A 15321-nucleotide genomic window follows, 5' to 3' on the forward strand; every position below is an offset into this window, starting at 1 on the left:
CCTCAAGCCTGTTGCCAGCATGCGCGCCGCGGTCTGGCACGGCCGCCACGATATCCGTGTCGAAGACGTGCCCCTGCCCGAGGCGCCGCCTGCCGGCTGGGTGCAGATCCGCGTCGACTGGTGCGGCATTTGCGGTTCCGACCTGCATGAATATGTGGCAGGTCCGGTTTTCATTCCGGTGCAGGCACCGCACCCGCTGACCGGGATCAAGGGCCAGTGCATCCTCGGCCACGAGTTCTGTGGCGAGATCGTCGCCCTCGGCGCCGGGGTCCAGGGCTTCAGTGTTGGCCAGCCCGTGGCGGCGGACGCCTGCCAGCACTGCGGTACCTGTTATTACTGCACCCACGGGCTGTACAACATCTGCGAGAACCTGGCCTTCACCGGGCTGATGAACAACGGCGCCTTCGCCGAACTGGTGAACGTGCCGGCCAACCTGTTGTACGCCTTGCCGGCCAACTTTCCCGCCGAGGCCGGGGCGTTGATCGAGCCGCTGGCGGTGGGTATGCACGCGGTGAAGAAGGCCGGCAGCCTGCTGGGGCAGAACGTGGTGGTGGTCGGCGCCGGCACCATCGGCCTGTGCACCATCATGTGCGCCAAGGCCGCCGGCGCGGCCCAGGTGATTGCCCTGGAAATGTCCGGGGCGCGCAAGGCCAAGGCCCTGGAGGTGGGCGCCAGCCTGGTGCTCGATCCCAAGGAGTGCGATGCCCTGGCCGAGGTCAAGCGCCTGACCGGTGGCCTGGGGGCCGATGTCAGCTTCGAGTGCATCGGCAACAAGCACACCGCCAAGCTGGCCATCGACCTGGTGCGCAAGGCCGGCAAGTGCGTGCTGGTGGGCATTTTCGAGGAGCCCAGCGAGTTCAACTTCTTCGAACTGGTGGCCACCGAGAAGCAGGTGCTGGGAGCCCTGGCCTACAACGGTGAGTTCGCCGATGTGATCGCCTTCATCGCCGACGGCCGCCTGGATATCACGCCGCTGGTGACCGGGCGCATCCAGCTGGAGGACATCGTCGGCCAGGGCTTCGAGGAGCTGGTCAACAACAAGGAGCACAACGTCAAGATCATCGTTTCACCCAGTCGGCTCTAGCGCCCGACAGCGGGCGATTTGGCGATGGCCGGCCACGGCCATCGCACTTTTTTACAGTTTTGCGTTCTATGAGCAGGCCTGGCTGCGCCGATCCCCGCTGCAGCCCGTGAATTTTGACCCGGTGCCGATGGCCTACGCTCCCTCTTCTTGCATGATGCAAACCCCGTTTCCCACCTTGCTATTGGCAGGCCTGCTGATGTTGGGCGCCACTGGCTGCACCCAGCAGCAAGGGCGTGATATCGCCAACCAGTTTCGCAATGGCAAGGCCGACGAGTTCTTCCAGACCAGCGTCGATCGCATGGCCACCATCGGCATGCGCGACAACCTGCAGAGCCTGTACCTGCTGATGGGCAAGCTCTACCTGCGCAACCCCAGCCAGTGGCGCAAGTCCGGGTACCCCGATGGCACCACGGCGCAGCGGGAAATTCGCAATGCCATCGAACAGCGCCAGCCGCTGCCGGCCCTGGGCGATCGCCGGGACCTGGCAGCCTTGAGCTACTCCCTGAGCCCGGAGTTCCAGGGCGACCGGGTCGGCGCCTTCATCTACGCCATCGGCAGCATGCTGGTGACCGCCCATGGCGGGCGCACCGAGTTCTACATGACCGACACCCTGGACCCGCAATTCATCAGCAATGCCGCGCGCAATATCGAAAAAGCCACCTGGATGCTGGGCCAGCGCCAGGATGCCAGCGGGGTATTGCTGCTGTTCTCCAATGAGATCTCGGAGGAGGGCAGCAACCTGAGTTTCGCCGTGGAGTTCGGCAAGATCGTCGCGCGCCTGGACCTGCTGACGCAGATCCTCGACGAGCGCTATCGGCGGGTGGGGCTCAACTATGCGCAGAGCCTGTTGCTGATGAACTTCCTGCCGGTGCAGTAGCGCCGTGGATATCGCCCCGGCGGCCCATGCGGGCTGATTGGCGGTGGTAGCCGCTGTCAAGCGCAGCGCGGCTGCGTACGGGCGCGTAGCGGCCGCAAAATCGGCTGGCGCGGTATGTCAGTTATTGCACGCAGGCAGGCCTGGCGGCCCGTGCCGGGCCGTGCGCAGCCTCGCATGTTCGACAGTGGCTACACCGCAGGCCGCACTACCGTGACCTCGATCCGCCATCCCAACACCCTTAGTGCCTGTTCCACCTTCTCGATCTTCGAGCGGTGCAGCAGGTTCACCAGCCGGTCCACCTGGGGTCGGTTCACCCCCAGGCGCCTGGCCAGTTCCGCCTTGCTCACCCGCTGCCTGAGCATGGCATTCCATAGCGCCACCTTGGCCACGCTCAGCGCCGGCAAGCGCACCAGCTGTTGCCCCGCAGGGCAGGGCGAGGGCAGCGGAATCGCCATCCGCTGCATGACATACAACGACAGCGCCATCTCCAGGGCGATCACCGCATCGGCCATGGCTTGCTCCGGCGTATCGCCGACGCAGGCCATGCCGGGTACGTCGACACAGCTGATCCGTGGGTGGCCGTTTTCCAGGTTCATGATCACAGGGTATGCGTACATGGCTGCTCATCCTTCTGTAGGGCCGTACTTCATTCCTTAAAGAAGCAATTGCAAGGGCAGGCTGACCCCGCCAGATCGCACTATAAAAATGATGCCGAGGCCGGCACAACGAACCCTGTCGGGGCAATGTTTGAACGATTGTGTCCAGGGCTCTAGGTCAAGGCTTCAGCGGCAGTGGCAGGTAAGCAGCAGCCCGAAAACCTCAGCTGTCCAGGAGATTGCGCGCGGTCGCCGGCCCGGGTTGGGCGAGCGCCACGACGTAGGCGCTGAACATGTCCGCCAGGCCGTCGGCGCGCTCGGTCATGGCGTTCTTCGTGTGGGACTTGCTGGAGAAATCCTTGCCCACCGAGCTGAGCGTGGAAAGGATCAGCTCGCAGGCCGCGGCGCGGGTCGCTTCGCTGGCATCGGGCAGCAGCTGGTGCATGAAACCGGTGAAGATCTGTCGTCCCGCCGCACGGGCTGCGCCAGCCTCGGGGGCATCGCGATACAGCGGCGCGGCCTCGTTCAAGGCACTGCGCAGCGGCGCCTCCTCGCACTCCGAGCGGATGAAGGCATGCACCAGGCTGCGCAGGCGCGCCAGGGGTGCTTGTGCCTGGTCGTCGAGGATCCGGCTCAACATCTGCCGGGTTTGCAGCCACTCATCGCTTTGCAGGCGGAACAGGATCGCCGCCTTGTTGGGAAAGTACTGGTACAGCGAACCGATGCTCACCCCGGCCTTTTCCGCGACCCGCGCGGTGGTGAAGCGCTTGGCGCCCTGTTGGGTCAAAACCTGAATGGCGGCCTGCAGAATCGCTGCTACCAGCTCGGTGGAGCGCGACTGCTGTGGCTGTTTGCGTGAGGAAATACGAGGGCTCTGGCGCTTGCTCATGGACAGCTCGGATGTGCCTGGGAATGCGAATAGCGGATGGGCCGAATCGCTCCCATCATGGTCGTGACCCAACATCTTAGACCCATCCGATGGAAGACCAGCATGACGACCCTCACCTGCGAGCCCCTGGCGGGCTTGATCGAACGCCTCTACACCCTGGCCGATGCCGCCACCAGCCCGGCCCTCGACAACCTGCCCCGGGAAGAACGCGAACGGCTGATGCACAGCAAGACCGACTACCTCGAGTTCTACGGATTGCTCAAGGACCTGTGGCTGCCGGTCTCGCGGGATACCGGCAAGCTCTTGTACCTGCTGGCACGCAATGCCAAGGCCAGGAGCATCGTCGAATTCGGCACCTCGTTCGGCCTGTCCACCCTGCACCTGGCGGCCGCCCTGCGCGACAACGGCGGCGGCGTGCTGATCGGCAGCGAGTTCGAAGCCTCGAAGGTCGCCATGGCCCGCGAGCACATGCTCGAGGCTGGCGTCGGCGACCTGGTGCAGATTCGTCAGGGCGACGCGCTGGTGACCTTGGCCGGCGACCTTCCGGAGAGCATCGACCTGCTCCTGCTCGATGGCGCCAAGGCGTTGTATGGCGAGGTCCTGGGGCTGGTGGAACCGCACCTGAAACCTGGCGCGCTGGTGGTGGCGGACAACACCGACTACTGCCCCGAGTACCTGGCGCACGTCCGGGCGCCGCAAAACGGCTACCTGTCGGTGCCGTTCGCCGATGATATCGAGCTGAGCATGCGCCTGGGTTGATGCACCGCGTTCCAGGGGCCACCGGTGGGCGGTGGCCCCTGCCAGGTATGCGGCCAGCGCCAACAATCATCGGTCTTCATGGACGCCAGGCGCTCGCCCACTGCACAATTGCGCCGCTTTTTGCATCATCCATCATCCTCTCGTCGCAGGTTGCCCAGCGACGAGTCCGCCAGGGAAGCCCCGATTCATGACCGTCTCCGAACTGCTTGTCGCCATTCGCAAGCCCTATGTTGAAACGCTGGCCCGCCAGATTGCACAAGGGGCCGCCTACGTCGAGCCCGCCTACCGCAACAGCGACGGCTCACTGGCCACCGAAGGGGTCATGGCCATGCCGTGCCGGGTCGACATGATCGCGCAGGAGGGCGCTGCGGCCGGGGAGCCTGTCCAGGTCGATGCCGAGTCCGGATTGGCCTTCGAGCCCGTGGGTTTTGCGATCGAGCAGATGGCGGTGCGCATCTCGCCCTTTGGTTGGGACTGGCTGGCGCTGGAGGTCCGTGGCCTGGGCCAGGAGGCGCTTGTGCAGGTCATGGGCCCCTGGTTTCTCGAATGGTTCGATGTGGAAGATGAAAACCCGCCGACCGAAGACGCGCTGCAAGGGGTGGTGCATTTTATCTCCGATCCTGAGCCGACGGCCGAAGGCTTCCGGTTGAAGATCGACCTGGGGTCTGCTCCGGCGCCGGCAGTGGAGGATCTTCTTTTTGCATTGGCCGATGGTGGGGCTAGTGGGGTTGTTCTGGGCTAGTGACGGGAGGGCTGTGCCTGGTCGTTGAGCTGGCGGCGGTTGCGGCTACTCGGGGGGCCGTTCTTATGCGGGACACGCCGATAACCTGTAGCCGCTGTTGAGCGTAGCGAGGCTGCGCACGGGGGCGTAGTCCTCGCTAAACCTGGCGACGCTTTTTGCCTGACTCCACGCGGTTCGGTGTACATATCTATTGCTGCGGTCACGGCCGCCTAGGGTTCCGCTCTTACAGCGGGTCACTTTGGAAAGCCCGGAATGCCGGCCAACCCAAAGTAACCAAAGGCTCTCTGCCCCCCCACTCGGTGCCTCGCCCAGGCTCGGCATGCCCTTACTCCGGCATTGATCCGTGGGCCGCCGCCACCGGCCATCCATGGCCGGGGGCGGCTAACCCGGCGTCCTGCCGGGTTACCCACGGCTCAATACCTGCGTTCGGCCATCGTGTCTAAAGGGGCGGGTGGATCAAGATCAAAAGCCAAAGCCAGGTGAAGCTGTTGTCGTCACGGCCGAAGGTTGTGCATGGCTCGGCTGGAGTCCCTAGGGCGACAAGATGTCTGTCGTGTTGTTCAGCCCAACCCTCGTGATCTGGCCCACGGGCGACCTCGCCCTTAGAGCTTCATGCCCACCGCCAGCCGGTTGAAGGCATTCATCAGAGACACGGCCAGCGTCAGGTCGGAAATCTCGACGTTGCTCAGGTGTGCTTTCAGTGGTTCGTACAGTTCGTCCGGCGCGCCTTTGTCGTGGACGTAGGTGAGGGTTTCGGCCCAGGCCAGGGCGGCGCGTTCGCGGTCGTTGAACAGTTCGCTGACGCGCCAGCCGGCGAGGCAGTCCAATTTGTCTTGTGTCACTCCACTCTCGCGCAGGGTCTGCGAATGCTTGCCCAGGCAGAACGAGCAGCCGTTGATCTGCGATACGCGCAAGTACACCAGTTCCAGCAAGGGCAAGCCGAGCGGGCTGGCGGCGAGCGCGGTGTTGGTGGCGAGCAGGCCTTGATAGGCGGCAGGCGACAGGGTGGCAAAGGGCAGTCTGAGTTGGCTCATGCTGAAACTCCGGTAGGGAAAAAGTGATCAAGCACCCACAAGGGGGGTGAACAGGGGGTTGGAGAACAGTGCAGTGCGGGCTTCTTCGATGGTCTGTCGCACGGCGGCGTCCCCGAACACCAAGCCCTGGAGGTAGGTGAACTGCAGGTCGAACAGGCCGAGGGTGTTGAGTACGTGGCGCAGGTAAGGCGTCAGGAAGTCCGGTTGGCGTGCCCGTTCGCCCTGGTGAACGCCGCCGGAGCTCACCAGCACATGCACTGGGCGGTCCTTGAGCAGGCCGACCTTGCCCTCCGGGAGGGCGCTGAAGGTACGGTGAATGCGCAGAACATAATCGACCCAGAGCTTGAGCGCGGCCGGCAGGGTGAAGTTGTGCATCGGAGTGGCAATGACCAGGGCATCGCTGCGCTCCAACTCACGAATCAACCGTTCGGACACCTCGAACAGCGGCGCGTCGAAGGGCGTGGCGGTGGTCAGGGCGTGGGCGTAGTCCAGGCCCAGCGGTGGCAGCGGTTGCGCCGCCAGGTCGCGTTCGAGCAGTTCGAGGTACGGATAGCGTTGGCGCAGGGCGCTCGCCAGTTCCAGGGCCAGCTGGTGCCCGTGGGAACCCTGGCCGTGGGGGCTGGCGTTGATCAACAGCAGGTTGTTCATGCCGGCTCCTCACCGCGCAGGCGCTGGGTGAAGTGCATGCCACGGGCCAGCAACCCCTGGCGAAAATAGAAGCGCTGGGCCAGGGGCATGTGCAGGCCGGTATCCAGCACAAAGTGCTCGCATTGACGTTGCACGGCTTCATCCCGCACGGCGCTCAACAGCCGGGCGCCCACGCCGCTGCGCTGAAGCTGTGGGCACACCACCAGGTCATCGACGTAGATGAAGTGCCCGTAGAGCAGGTTTTCCATTTCGCGGTAACCCGCCAGGCCGACGATGCGCTCAGCGTCCCACGCGGCGAGCAAGCGGTAGCCCTGCGCGGCCTGCCGAGCCAGTTGCGCGGTATAGGCCGCGGGGGTGGTGAGGTGTGGGCGCAGGACGCGCATCAAGTCGAAACTGGCGGCAAAGGCTTCTTCGCTGTCGAGGTGTTGAAGGGTGTAGGGCATGTTCGTCATCCACTGAAAAGAGATGACCCACCTTAGAAGGACGATGGCTTAAGCTGTAGAGCCAAAAAGTGCATAAATGACTAGGCCATGATGCTTGCATTCGAACTGGATCGCAGCCAGACGGCGCCGATCTATCGTCAGCTTTATCAACGGTTTCGCGAGTCCATCGCCGATGGCCGCCTGCGTCCGGGAGACCGCGTGCCAGCGGTGCGCGCCCTGGCGGCGGAACTGAACCTGGCGCGTGGCACCGTGGAGGCGGCCTACCAACTGCTGATGGGCGAGGGCTACCTGACGGCGCGCGGGGCCGCCGGGACCATTGTCACGCCGCAGCTGGCGCCGGTTGCCGCGCCCATGCCGCATGCCCCGGTGGCTGCCACGGCCTACCAGGCCACCCACGCCGGCACGCCGCCGCTGGCGCTGCAAATGGGCCTGCCGGCGCTGGATGCCTTTCCGCGCAAGCTCTGGACCCGCCTCGCGGGCCGGCAACTGCGCCAGGCGGGCACCGAAGGCTTCATCTATCCGGACTCGCGAGGCTATGCGCCGTTGCGGGCGGCCATTGCGTCCTACCTGGGGATTTCCCGGGGCATCAGCTGCCAGCCGGAGCAGATTTTCGTCTGCGCCGGCTACCGCGCCTGCCTCGACCTGATCAGCCACACGCTGATGCGCAAAGGAGCCACCTGCTGGCTGGAAGAGCCCGGTTACTTCATGGCCCGGAGCGCACTGCTGGCGGCCGGCGCCCAGCTGGTGCCGGTGCCCGTGGACGATCAGGGCCTGGACGTCGCCCAAGGCATCGCCCGCGCGCCAGAGGCCGATTTTGCCGTGGTCACCCCGACCCACCAGAGCCCGCTGGGGGTCTCGCTGTCTCTGCCGCGGCGCCTGGCCCTGCTGGACTGGGCCAACCGCCAGGGCAGCTGGATCATCGAGGACGACTACGACAGCGAATACCGCTACCAGGGCAAGCCCTTGCCGGCCCTCAAGAGCCTCGACCAGCAGGGCCGCGTGCTCTACACCGGCACCTTCAGCAAAGTGTTGTTTCCAGGGTTGCGCCTGGCCTACCTGGTGGTGCCCGCCGAACAGGCCCAGGCGTTCGCCCGGCAGGCGGATCGCTTGCACAATCACTGCCCGCAGTTGCTGCAGGCGACGGTGGCGGCCTTTCTCAACGAGGGGCACTTTGCCCGGCACCTGAAGAAGATGCGTGGCCTGTATGCGCGTCGGCGGCAATGGCTGGTTGAGGCGTTGCGCCAGCAGTTGGCGGGGCGGTTGCAGATAGACCCGCAGGCGGGGGGCATGCATGTGGTGGCCGGCTTGGCGGAGGGGGACGATGTGCAGATTGCCCAGCGGGCCTGGACGCAGGGCATCGCTGTGGAGCCGCTGTCGCAGTGGTACCTGGGGGAGGGGGTTAGGCAGGGGTTGGTGATGGGGTTTACCAATGTGGGCAGTGCGGAGCAGGCGGTGGGCGTGGCGAGGCGGTTGGCTCAGGTCATCAGGTGAGAAGGGGTATGGCCGCTGAGGCTGGCGTCTCTGCTATGGCAGCCCCAGCCATCTGGCAGGCCACCACCCCTGTGGCGAGGGAGCTTGCTCCCGCTGGGTTGCGCAGCAAACACAACCGTCCTCACACCGCTTGGCCTATCCCCTGTAGCTGCTCTCAGCGCCCGAGCTTTTCCAGCGCGGCATCGGCCAGGAAGGACGACCGGCTCTTGATGTTGTGCTCGCGGACAAAGCGGTCGATCTGCTGAATCACATAACCGGGCAGGGTGACGTTGACCTTCTCGGTCTTGCCCAGGTACGGCGTGATGTCGATGTCCAGCATGCCCCAGCCCATGCCCGCGAAATCGGGGTTGGTGCGGTGCTTGTGGGTGGGCGAGGGCAGGGGAATGGCTTGCCCGGCGCGGGCCAGTTCTTCGAGCATGACGTGGACAATCTCGATGGCGGCGCTGTAGGCGCTCTCGAAGGTGTCGCCGGCGGTGACTGCGCCGGGGATGTCGGGAATCTGGATGCCGGTGGCGGTGTGTTCGTCGCCCCATTCGATGCAGATGGGATATTGCATGGGGATCTCCTCAATAGGTGTGAAGGGGGCAGGCGCTAAATCAGTCCGGCCAGTTTTCGGATGGCCCTGACCGTTCCCCGTGGCAGGTCCTTCTTCGGGTGAGGCACCGGAACGGTGTTGGGTCTGTAAGGATGCTTGAACAGATGGTGGCTTCCGGTTATCCGGTCCAGTATCCATCCTGCGGCTTCAAGCTCCTTGATTAGCTGTCTGCTTTGCACCTCCATCTCCTTGTCGGGGTGAGAGGTGCTTTATAACTCCAGGCGCATAGTAACGCAGGTTGAATTGTGTGTCTGGAGTTATGTATCGGGGCGTGTCGTTCGGGGGTGGTTTTTGGCCTTGGACGGTGGGGCAGGCCGTTCAGGGAGGCTTGGGTGTCGAGGTAGAAAATGGCGCCGTCATCGCATCCTGTCGCGGGCACCGGATCGGCGGCTGCGAAGGTGTTGTGGACGCTGATGCGAACGGCCAAGGTTCTCGCGGATGTTGCTGCGAAGGGGAATTACCGGGGCGGGGAGTGGGAACGGCCACGGTGGATTGGAGGGGATGTTTGAGGGGGGCGTCAGCGATCCACAAACTCAGCTGTTTTATGAAGTGCGAAGACGTCAGGTATTCGAGTCGGGCACCTGCTCCGCATGTGCCCTTGACCCGAACAACCGGTCGGCTAGCTGTCGACCTCGCTCCAGTCCTTGCGCCGTCAACCAGATGGATTTGTTTCTGTTGACTGGATCACTGATGAAACCCTGCTCATGCAGTCGATTCATGATCTGGAAGTCGAACCCTTTCCACGTATTACCTTGGTCGCGGCTGTAGGCTGCCAACAGGGCAAGCACTGCGTCTTCGATCAGCCTCTCGTCGTATTCCATGGTCGTTACTCCGCTTTTGTTCTTCAAACGCTCGGAAAATCTCCGCCATTCTTAAGATAGCTGACCGTCGAAACCTGTAGCCGCTGTCGAGCGCAGCGAGGCTGCGTACGAGGACGCAGTCCTCGCCAAACCTCACCTGGCCCATACGGTTCTGCGTGCATATCCGTTGCTGCGGTCACGGCCTCTATCGGTTCCGCTCTTACAGCGGGTCACTTTGGAAAAGCCCCAAAGTAACCAAAGGGCTTCTGCCCCCGCATCCGGCGCCTCGCTAGTGCTCGGCGTTCCCTCACTCCGGCATTGCTCCGGGGGCCCGCCGCCACAGGCCATCCATGGCCTGACGGCGGCTAGCTCGGCATCCATGCCGAGCTGCCCCCTACGCAACGCCTGCGTTCGGCCTCCTGAAGGGGCAGGTGGATCAAGATCAAAAGCCAAAGCCAGATCAAAGGCCGAATCAAAGCCAAGCGCGTTTTACGCGCTTGTTGAATGGGGTGGCGCTCAGCTCTCCAGCGCCGTGCGCCACTGAATCACCTCCAGCACCGCGCAACCCTCCCGGGTGAGCAGATGCACCCCTCGGGTGACCCGCGTCAGGTCGCAGTCGGCAATGTCTTTCAGGTTAAGCGTGGACAGCGTGTCCATCAGATCCCGCACCACGGTGAAACGATGGGCCGCACTGTTGGTACCTAAGGAATACGAATGCCCAATGCGTTTAATGTTGGTGTGTCCATCTGCCCGTTCACGGTCAGGCCGTTGTCTGTTTGAAAAGACATCAGCGCTCCTCGAGTCCCTTTGCCCATCACTCCATCGATTGCTCCTTGGTAGTACCTGCGCACCATTAAGGCCGTTTGCACTCGTATGACCAGGTTGCTTTTCTGTACTTCGCTAGGTCGTGTTCGAGTAGTCGTTGAGGTCGTGCCTGTCGATGTACCTGATGATTGGTAAAAAGAGTTGCTGGTTGATGAGCCGGAAGAGCTGCTTGAGCCGTAATTCGAGCTGCTTGGTGTGTTGTAGCTGCGAGTGCTCGTGGCAGGAGGGTTGTAGTAGCGAGGCGCGCTATAGCCACTTGATCCACTGTAATGAGAGCTATGGGAGCTGTGCGAGCGGTGTGAACTATGCGAGCGGTGAGCTGCGTACATATTGGTCGCATCAGGGGCATTGAGCGTGTCGGCAAAGACTGGTGGCTGACTCTTCTCCCGTGGCTCCCAATTTGCATCGGCAAGTGGCATTGGGTTGGCCTGGGCAAGGTTGATACTTGCGACCGGCAACAGGGTCATGCCCCCAATCAGGATTTTCCAGCGATCAAGCAGTTTCACTGTGCGCTCCTTGCGTAGGCATTGAATGCCTCAGTTGATAGTTTTTTTATCCCACGGCTTTGCCAGCGCGCGGTATGAGATTTGAAAAAGCCCGAGCATTGATGAGCTGCGGCGCATTGTTGGCAGGTGTCGATGAACAGATTCTTCCAGTCTGAGATGCTCTGGCGTGCAAAGCGTGAGAGATGCGCAGGCACCAGGCACAGAGGGAGGTTATAGATTGAGACCGGCAATCCTCGGTTGTGCAGAAAGTAGATGGCCTGACTTAGCGACTCTTGGTAATCCAGAGGATCAATCCACAGCTCCTCATAATGCTTTCGTGCTAAGCCAGTACTCTCTATACCCATCAGTGCAATATGTCGTACGAAGGGCAAATTACGGAAAATGTAGTGAGCGAGCTCTGGAAGTCGTGGTGTGGTCAGTCGGTTGAGGACGACGCGAATCTCGATGATCTGGTTGGCTCGAGCGAGGTTGTACAGCCCTTGGAGTGTTTCGCTGAAGGCCCCTGGCGCCTGCACTACGTGGTCATGATCTCTTGCGTTGTCGGCATACAGCGGGATGCCCCAACTTAGTTGCGGATGCTGGATATGAGCAAGTGACTCGGTCCAACTCGGATCCTTGAACAGCCGGCCATTGCTCAATACATGAATAGACTTTTGACGAAGCACAGTTTTGCACTTGGCTAAGATTTCCAACAAACCATCGCGGTAGAGTGTGGGCTCCCCGCCGCTGATGCCTAGGTTCTCTTCACCAGGATCCATTAGATCGATCAGACGAAGGTTCTCCTCAATGTGCCAACGATCATCAATATCCTTAGGTGGTTGGGAACACATCAAGCAGAGGCTGTTGCAACGATCAGTCATGAACAGCAGGTTACTGTCGGAGCCGCGTCGATAGAGAACTCGGACGATCGGGCTTCCAGGTGTTATGGCAATTACGTCACCAGGGCGAACGACATCTGGATCTTTTGGGGAGTGAAGTTGCAGCTTGCCTACCTCTGCATTCCCGCTAAGTTGTTCCGGAGTAAGGAAGCCTCCAACGGGTAGTGATAGTAAGCGCGGGTTACGTTGAAGCTCGGCATCTGGCAGCCACAGTATTAGGTCGTCAAAGCTCACGTCCCCAGCGCAGATGGATATGCCTTGTTCAATGAGTTCGTCCACGGTGACGACCTTCAACAGCTTAGGTTCAATTAGATGCTGGATCTCGAAATGGGTATCTTTTCTTAGCATCGTTCCTACCCTCGATACCCAGGGAAGAGGACTTCGGAGTAGGCGCGACGATTTAGCCAGGAAAGCAAGACGCGTTGGATATCATCGTCGCCATCTCTCAATAGTTCGAATAGATGTTGAAGTAGTCCTAGATTTTTCTTACAGAAGCTACTGAAGGCACGGTGACCAATCGGATCGCCTTGGCGTGCGAAGTGTTCCACAGGGTCGGCGCCGCAATAGGGGACGAGTGCGCAATCCACGCAGCCCGGTAGTGTTTCGGCAACACCACTTGTTAGTAATGCCTCCATGACTGGTGAGCGTAGTAGCTCGGCTAACGGCTGATGCACGCTGCCCAAACGCAAACCATCCTCACCCATTTCCAGCAACATTCTTGCTTCGTCAGATGGGTACACGTAGCCATCGTAGTTATAAACCAAGGCTGCGGTGCCGGCACCGGCAGGTGAGCGCAGATCGACATAGCCAGATGAGAAAGGCGTGAGGATGTTCTTTAGTAGTAGACTTGCGTAGCTCTCTGATAAGTACACACCTTGTTGATTGATCTCCAGCAGGTAAGCCAGCGCTTCCTTGTAGAACGCCAAATAACGTTCCATCGAGTAATCCAGCCGTTGTGCACCCTTCGAGGCGAAACCGTAGGGACTTAAGGGGCGAAGGGAGATACTGGAAAACCCCTGGGCTACATACTCGTCGATGATCGCTCTTGGTTGCTCAAGGCTCTTGGCCGTTAACGTCGTTAGAGCCGAGACAGCTTCATGGCCTAGGTGTTCGCGGACGCGACGAATGCCGTCGAGGGTTCGTTCATAAGAGTCTCGGGAGGGAGTGGGGCGGTTAGCGTTGTGTAATGACGCTGGCCCATCGAGCGAAGTAGAAAACTGGATGTGATGCTTCTTGGCGAAGACGATAACTTCTTCGGTCAAGTGATGGAGTGTGGTTGTGATGACGAATTGGATATCGCGCTGTTCCACGACGTTCCGTTCCACTATCCATTCGATGATCTGGCGGACGCGTTCAAAGGCCAATAGAGGTTCGCCACCTTGGAACTCTACCGTGAGGGCTCGAGCGTTCGACTCGAACATGCGGTCTACGGCAGCACGTGCATCTGCTTCGGAAAGGTCATGTCCAGAGCCACCTAAAGGTGCACGTGATACTTGGCAATACTGACATGTATGGTTGCAACGCAGAGTCACCACAAACAGGTGTAATGCAGGACCTTGTAGGAGGAAGTCTTTCCGACTGCGGTACTGCGCCGCCATCTCCGGAATTGGATCGTGTTGATCTGGCTCGTAAATAAAATGACGAGCGAGTAGATCCTTGTATAGAGAGGTTCCTGGCTGTACGCGCTTAAAACTTAGATCTCGAAGTTGTGGATCGGTGACATGGAGGTACTCGCCTGTTTCGGAAGTAAGCAGAATGTCCCGTTCATTTCCCGAGTTCATACGCATGAAGCGAAATGGCAGGAGGCGATAACCTTGGGTTTCGGTGGCTATCAAGGTCACTGAGGCAACCCACATCCAGTGAGTGCGGCACGTGCCAATACTTCTCGCAATCCAGCCGTTTCACTATGGATGTGGTCACGTAAAGCAAAGTCATTCAGATGCTGGAGAACTAGCGCTCGTGCCTGATCAATAGAGAGGGCTGTTTGGGCGCTGGAAGGGTAGATCGTGAGGTTGATAAAGCCAGGCTCAGGAGTGATCTGAATAGACAATTCAGCGGCCAAGCTATAGGCGGTTCTTTGCGCTGCGCTGAGAGGGTATGCGGTGTTGCTGAGGTGCAGAGTGACTGGCCATGTCATCAATATCAATCCTTGAAAGCCCTGAAGAGTGTACGGATTTTGCCGAGCTCCTGGGCGATTGGCCATCATTCGTCGCAGCTTTCTTTAAAATATTTCTGCGCTCGCGTTCTTGACTGTAATCGATTGGATTTAATGAAGTCCCAGCCAGGTGGTCTTGCGAACGGCAGATGTAAATCAGCGATTTCCCTGTGGGTGTCGGCTGCCAGCAAAACTCGTCAACGATGACGCGGAGTTACCTTCTTACCGCGTGCACTTGGGGGCGCTTGGCGTACATATCCGTTGCTGCGGTCACGGCCACTGGCGGTTCCGCTCTTACAGCGGGTCACTTTGGAAAAGCCCCAAAGTAACCAAAGGGCTCCTGCCCCCGCATCCGGCGCCTCGCTAAGGCTCGGCGTTCCCTTGCTCCGGCATTGCTCCGGGGGCACGCCGCCACAGGCCATCCATGGCCTGATGGCGGCTAGCTCGGCATCCATGCCGAGCTGCCCCCTACGCAACGCCTGCGTTCGGCCTCCTGAAGGGGCAGGAAGATCAAGGGCAAGATCAAAAGCCAAAACCAAAGCAAGATCAAAGGCCGAAGCAAAGCCAAGCGCGTTTTACGCGCTTGTTGAGTGGCGCTCAGCTCTCCAGAGCCGTGCGCCACTGAATCACCTCCAGCACCGCACAACCCTCCCGGGTGAGCAGATGCACCCCTCGGGTGACCCGCGCCAGATCGCAGTCGGCAATGTCTTTCAGGTTAAGCGTGGACAGCGTGTCCATCAGATCCCGCACCACGGTGAAACGATGGGCCGCACTGCTGGCCAGATCGCTCAGAGAGGCTTGGGTGTCGAGGTAGAAAACGGCTTGGTTGGCGTCGTGGGTATCGACGGGGGAGAAACGGGAAATCGATTGATCGTCCATGGTCGTTACTCGTTGTAGAGCTTCCACCATCTGCGGCCAAGCAAATTGAGGGTGGCAGCTGTGTGAGGGTTGGCCGACCGGTAACAACGACACCGGCACACCCGAAGGTGTCCCGCACAC

General features: G+C 61.0%; 19 protein-coding genes. 5 read left to right on the forward strand and 14 right to left on the reverse strand.

Going from position 1 to position 15321, the window contains the following annotated elements:
• Window positions 1-19: 19 nt before the first annotated feature.
• Together GDH07_RS09175 and GDH07_RS09180 are read left to right on the forward strand one after the other, a co-directional pair.
• Window positions 20-1084, forward strand: coding sequence for a 2,3-butanediol dehydrogenase (locus GDH07_RS09175; RefSeq protein ID WP_225926582.1), 1065 nt, complete (start codon window positions 20-22; stop codon window positions 1082-1084).
• Between the two features lie 151 nt (window positions 1085-1235).
• Complete coding sequence (locus GDH07_RS09180; RefSeq protein ID WP_371857934.1) at window positions 1236-1961, forward strand: hypothetical protein; 726 nt, start codon at window positions 1236-1238, stop codon at window positions 1959-1961.
• 188 nt (window positions 1962-2149) lie between these two features.
• Here the strand turns inward: GDH07_RS09180 and GDH07_RS09185 are convergent, their stop codons facing one another.
• Window positions 2150-2578: a type II toxin-antitoxin system HicB family antitoxin gene (locus tag GDH07_RS09185; protein ID WP_053136021.1), complete on the reverse strand. Its 429-nt coding sequence runs from the start codon at window positions 2576-2578 to the stop codon at window positions 2150-2152.
• 202 nt (window positions 2579-2780) lie between these two features.
• A complete protein-coding gene (locus tag GDH07_RS09190; RefSeq protein WP_152897186.1) occupies window positions 2781-3446 on the reverse strand; it encodes a TetR/AcrR family transcriptional regulator in 666 nt (221 codons plus the stop codon).
• A gap of 102 nt (window positions 3447-3548) precedes the next feature.
• Between GDH07_RS09190 and GDH07_RS09195 the strand changes: the two genes are divergently transcribed.
• Together GDH07_RS09195 and GDH07_RS09200 are read left to right on the forward strand one after the other, a co-directional pair.
• The gene (locus GDH07_RS09195; protein ID WP_022643901.1) at window positions 3549-4205 is read left to right on the forward strand and encodes an O-methyltransferase; all 657 of its coding nucleotides are present in this window, start codon (window positions 3549-3551) and stop codon (window positions 4203-4205) included.
• Window positions 4206-4392: 187 nt separating this feature from the next.
• Complete coding sequence (locus tag GDH07_RS09200; protein ID WP_152897187.1) at window positions 4393-4947, forward strand: hypothetical protein; 555 nt, start codon at window positions 4393-4395, stop codon at window positions 4945-4947.
• 602 nt (window positions 4948-5549) lie between these two features.
• On the opposite strand, the gene GDH07_RS09205 is transcribed toward GDH07_RS09200, so the two are convergent.
• The 3 genes from GDH07_RS09205 to GDH07_RS09215 are packed head-to-tail and all read right to left on the reverse strand — an operon-like array spanning window position 5550 to window position 7072.
• Window positions 5550-5981, reverse strand: a complete 432-nt coding sequence (locus tag GDH07_RS09205; protein ID WP_053136012.1) for a carboxymuconolactone decarboxylase family protein — start codon at window positions 5979-5981, stop codon at window positions 5550-5552.
• 27 nt (window positions 5982-6008) lie between these two features.
• On the reverse strand, window positions 6009-6629 hold the full coding sequence (locus GDH07_RS09210; protein WP_152897188.1) for an FMN-dependent NADH-azoreductase: 621 nt from the start codon (window positions 6627-6629) through the stop codon (window positions 6009-6011).
• The gene (locus tag GDH07_RS09215) at window positions 6626-7072 is read right to left on the reverse strand and encodes a GNAT family N-acetyltransferase (RefSeq protein ID WP_152897189.1); all 447 of its coding nucleotides are present in this window, start codon (window positions 7070-7072) and stop codon (window positions 6626-6628) included. Before GDH07_RS09215 ends, GDH07_RS09210 begins: the two co-directional genes overlap by 4 nt.
• Window positions 7073-7159: 87 nt before the next feature.
• Between GDH07_RS09215 and pdxR the strand changes: the two genes are divergently transcribed.
• Complete coding sequence (pdxR, locus tag GDH07_RS09220) at window positions 7160-8563, forward strand: MocR-like pyridoxine biosynthesis transcription factor PdxR (protein ID WP_152897190.1); 1404 nt, start codon at window positions 7160-7162, stop codon at window positions 8561-8563.
• Between the two features lie 154 nt (window positions 8564-8717).
• Here pdxR and GDH07_RS09225 read toward each other — a convergent pair whose 3' ends face one another.
• The 9 genes from GDH07_RS09225 to GDH07_RS09265 all read right to left on the reverse strand — a co-directional run bounded on the left by GDH07_RS09225 (window position 8718) and on the right by GDH07_RS09265 (window position 15201).
• Entirely contained in the window at window positions 8718-9119 is a 402-nt protein-coding gene (locus GDH07_RS09225; protein ID WP_152897191.1) for a type II toxin-antitoxin system HicB family antitoxin, read from the reverse strand.
• Between the two features lie 35 nt (window positions 9120-9154).
• Window positions 9155-9337, reverse strand: coding sequence for a type II toxin-antitoxin system HicA family toxin (locus tag GDH07_RS09230; RefSeq protein WP_124346520.1), 183 nt, complete (start codon window positions 9335-9337; stop codon window positions 9155-9157).
• Between the two features lie 381 nt (window positions 9338-9718).
• Window positions 9719-9979: a DUF6429 family protein gene (locus GDH07_RS09235; protein WP_124346521.1), complete on the reverse strand. Its 261-nt coding sequence runs from the start codon at window positions 9977-9979 to the stop codon at window positions 9719-9721.
• A gap of 495 nt (window positions 9980-10474) precedes the next feature.
• Window positions 10475-10615, reverse strand: a complete 141-nt coding sequence (locus GDH07_RS32260) for a hypothetical protein (RefSeq protein ID WP_178124017.1) — start codon at window positions 10613-10615, stop codon at window positions 10475-10477.
• 44 nt (window positions 10616-10659) lie between these two features.
• Complete coding sequence (gene hxsA, locus GDH07_RS09240; protein ID WP_343038201.1) at window positions 10660-11289, reverse strand: His-Xaa-Ser repeat protein HxsA; 630 nt, start codon at window positions 11287-11289, stop codon at window positions 10660-10662.
• Window positions 11286-12515 (reverse strand): His-Xaa-Ser system radical SAM maturase HxsC, encoded by a 1230-nt coding sequence (gene hxsC / locus GDH07_RS09245; protein ID WP_152897193.1) that lies wholly within the window; start codon window positions 12513-12515, stop codon window positions 11286-11288. The genes hxsA and hxsC overlap by 4 nt, the downstream gene beginning before the upstream one ends.
• A gap of 5 nt (window positions 12516-12520) precedes the next feature.
• A complete protein-coding gene (hxsB, locus tag GDH07_RS09250; protein WP_161759776.1) occupies window positions 12521-14008 on the reverse strand; it encodes a His-Xaa-Ser system radical SAM maturase HxsB in 1488 nt (495 codons plus the stop codon).
• On the reverse strand, window positions 14005-14373 hold the full coding sequence (hxsD, locus tag GDH07_RS09255; RefSeq protein ID WP_246195913.1) for a His-Xaa-Ser system protein HxsD: 369 nt from the start codon (window positions 14371-14373) through the stop codon (window positions 14005-14007). Before hxsD ends, hxsB begins: the two co-directional genes overlap by 4 nt.
• Window positions 14374-14919: 546 nt before the next feature.
• A complete protein-coding gene (locus tag GDH07_RS09265) occupies window positions 14920-15201 on the reverse strand; it encodes a hypothetical protein (RefSeq protein WP_152897195.1) in 282 nt (93 codons plus the stop codon).
• Between the last annotated feature and the right edge of the window lie 120 nt (window positions 15202-15321).

This window comes from Pseudomonas piscis (assembly GCF_009380155.1).
GTDB lineage: Bacteria > Pseudomonadota > Gammaproteobacteria > Pseudomonadales > Pseudomonadaceae > Aquipseudomonas > Aquipseudomonas piscis.

Coding starts and splice junctions, on each gene's coding strand:
- GDH07_RS09175 (WP_225926582.1), top strand. CDS start 20: ATGCGCGCCGCGGTCTGGCACGGCCGCCACGATATCCGTGTCGAAGAC.
- GDH07_RS09180 (WP_371857934.1), top strand. CDS start 1,236: ATGATGCAAACCCCGTTTCCCACCTTGCTATTGGCAGGCCTGCTGATG.
- GDH07_RS09185 (WP_053136021.1), bottom strand. CDS start 2,578: ATGTACGCATACCCTGTGATCATGAACCTGGAAAACGGCCACCCACGG.
- GDH07_RS09190 (WP_152897186.1), bottom strand. CDS start 3,446: ATGAGCAAGCGCCAGAGCCCTCGTATTTCCTCACGCAAACAGCCACAG.
- GDH07_RS09195 (WP_022643901.1), top strand. CDS start 3,549: ATGACGACCCTCACCTGCGAGCCCCTGGCGGGCTTGATCGAACGCCTC.
- GDH07_RS09200 (WP_152897187.1), top strand. CDS start 4,393: ATGACCGTCTCCGAACTGCTTGTCGCCATTCGCAAGCCCTATGTTGAA.
- GDH07_RS09205 (WP_053136012.1), bottom strand. CDS start 5,981: ATGAGCCAACTCAGACTGCCCTTTGCCACCCTGTCGCCTGCCGCCTAT.
- GDH07_RS09210 (WP_152897188.1), bottom strand. CDS start 6,629: ATGAACAACCTGCTGTTGATCAACGCCAGCCCCCACGGCCAGGGTTCC.
- GDH07_RS09215 (WP_152897189.1), bottom strand. CDS start 7,072: ATGCCCTACACCCTTCAACACCTCGACAGCGAAGAAGCCTTTGCCGCC.
- pdxR (WP_152897190.1), top strand. CDS start 7,160: ATGATGCTTGCATTCGAACTGGATCGCAGCCAGACGGCGCCGATCTAT.
- GDH07_RS09225 (WP_152897191.1), bottom strand. CDS start 9,119: ATGCAATATCCCATCTGCATCGAATGGGGCGACGAACACACCGCCACC.
- GDH07_RS09235 (WP_124346521.1), bottom strand. CDS start 9,979: ATGGAATACGACGAGAGGCTGATCGAAGACGCAGTGCTTGCCCTGTTG.
- GDH07_RS32260 (WP_178124017.1), bottom strand. CDS start 10,615: ATGGACACGCTGTCCACGCTTAACCTGAAAGACATTGCCGACTGCGAC.
- hxsC (WP_152897193.1), bottom strand. CDS start 12,515: ATGCTAAGAAAAGATACCCATTTCGAGATCCAGCATCTAATTGAACCT.
- hxsD (WP_246195913.1), bottom strand. CDS start 14,373: ATGATGGCCAATCGCCCAGGAGCTCGGCAAAATCCGTACACTCTTCAG.
- GDH07_RS09265 (WP_152897195.1), bottom strand. CDS start 15,201: ATGGACGATCAATCGATTTCCCGTTTCTCCCCCGTCGATACCCACGAC.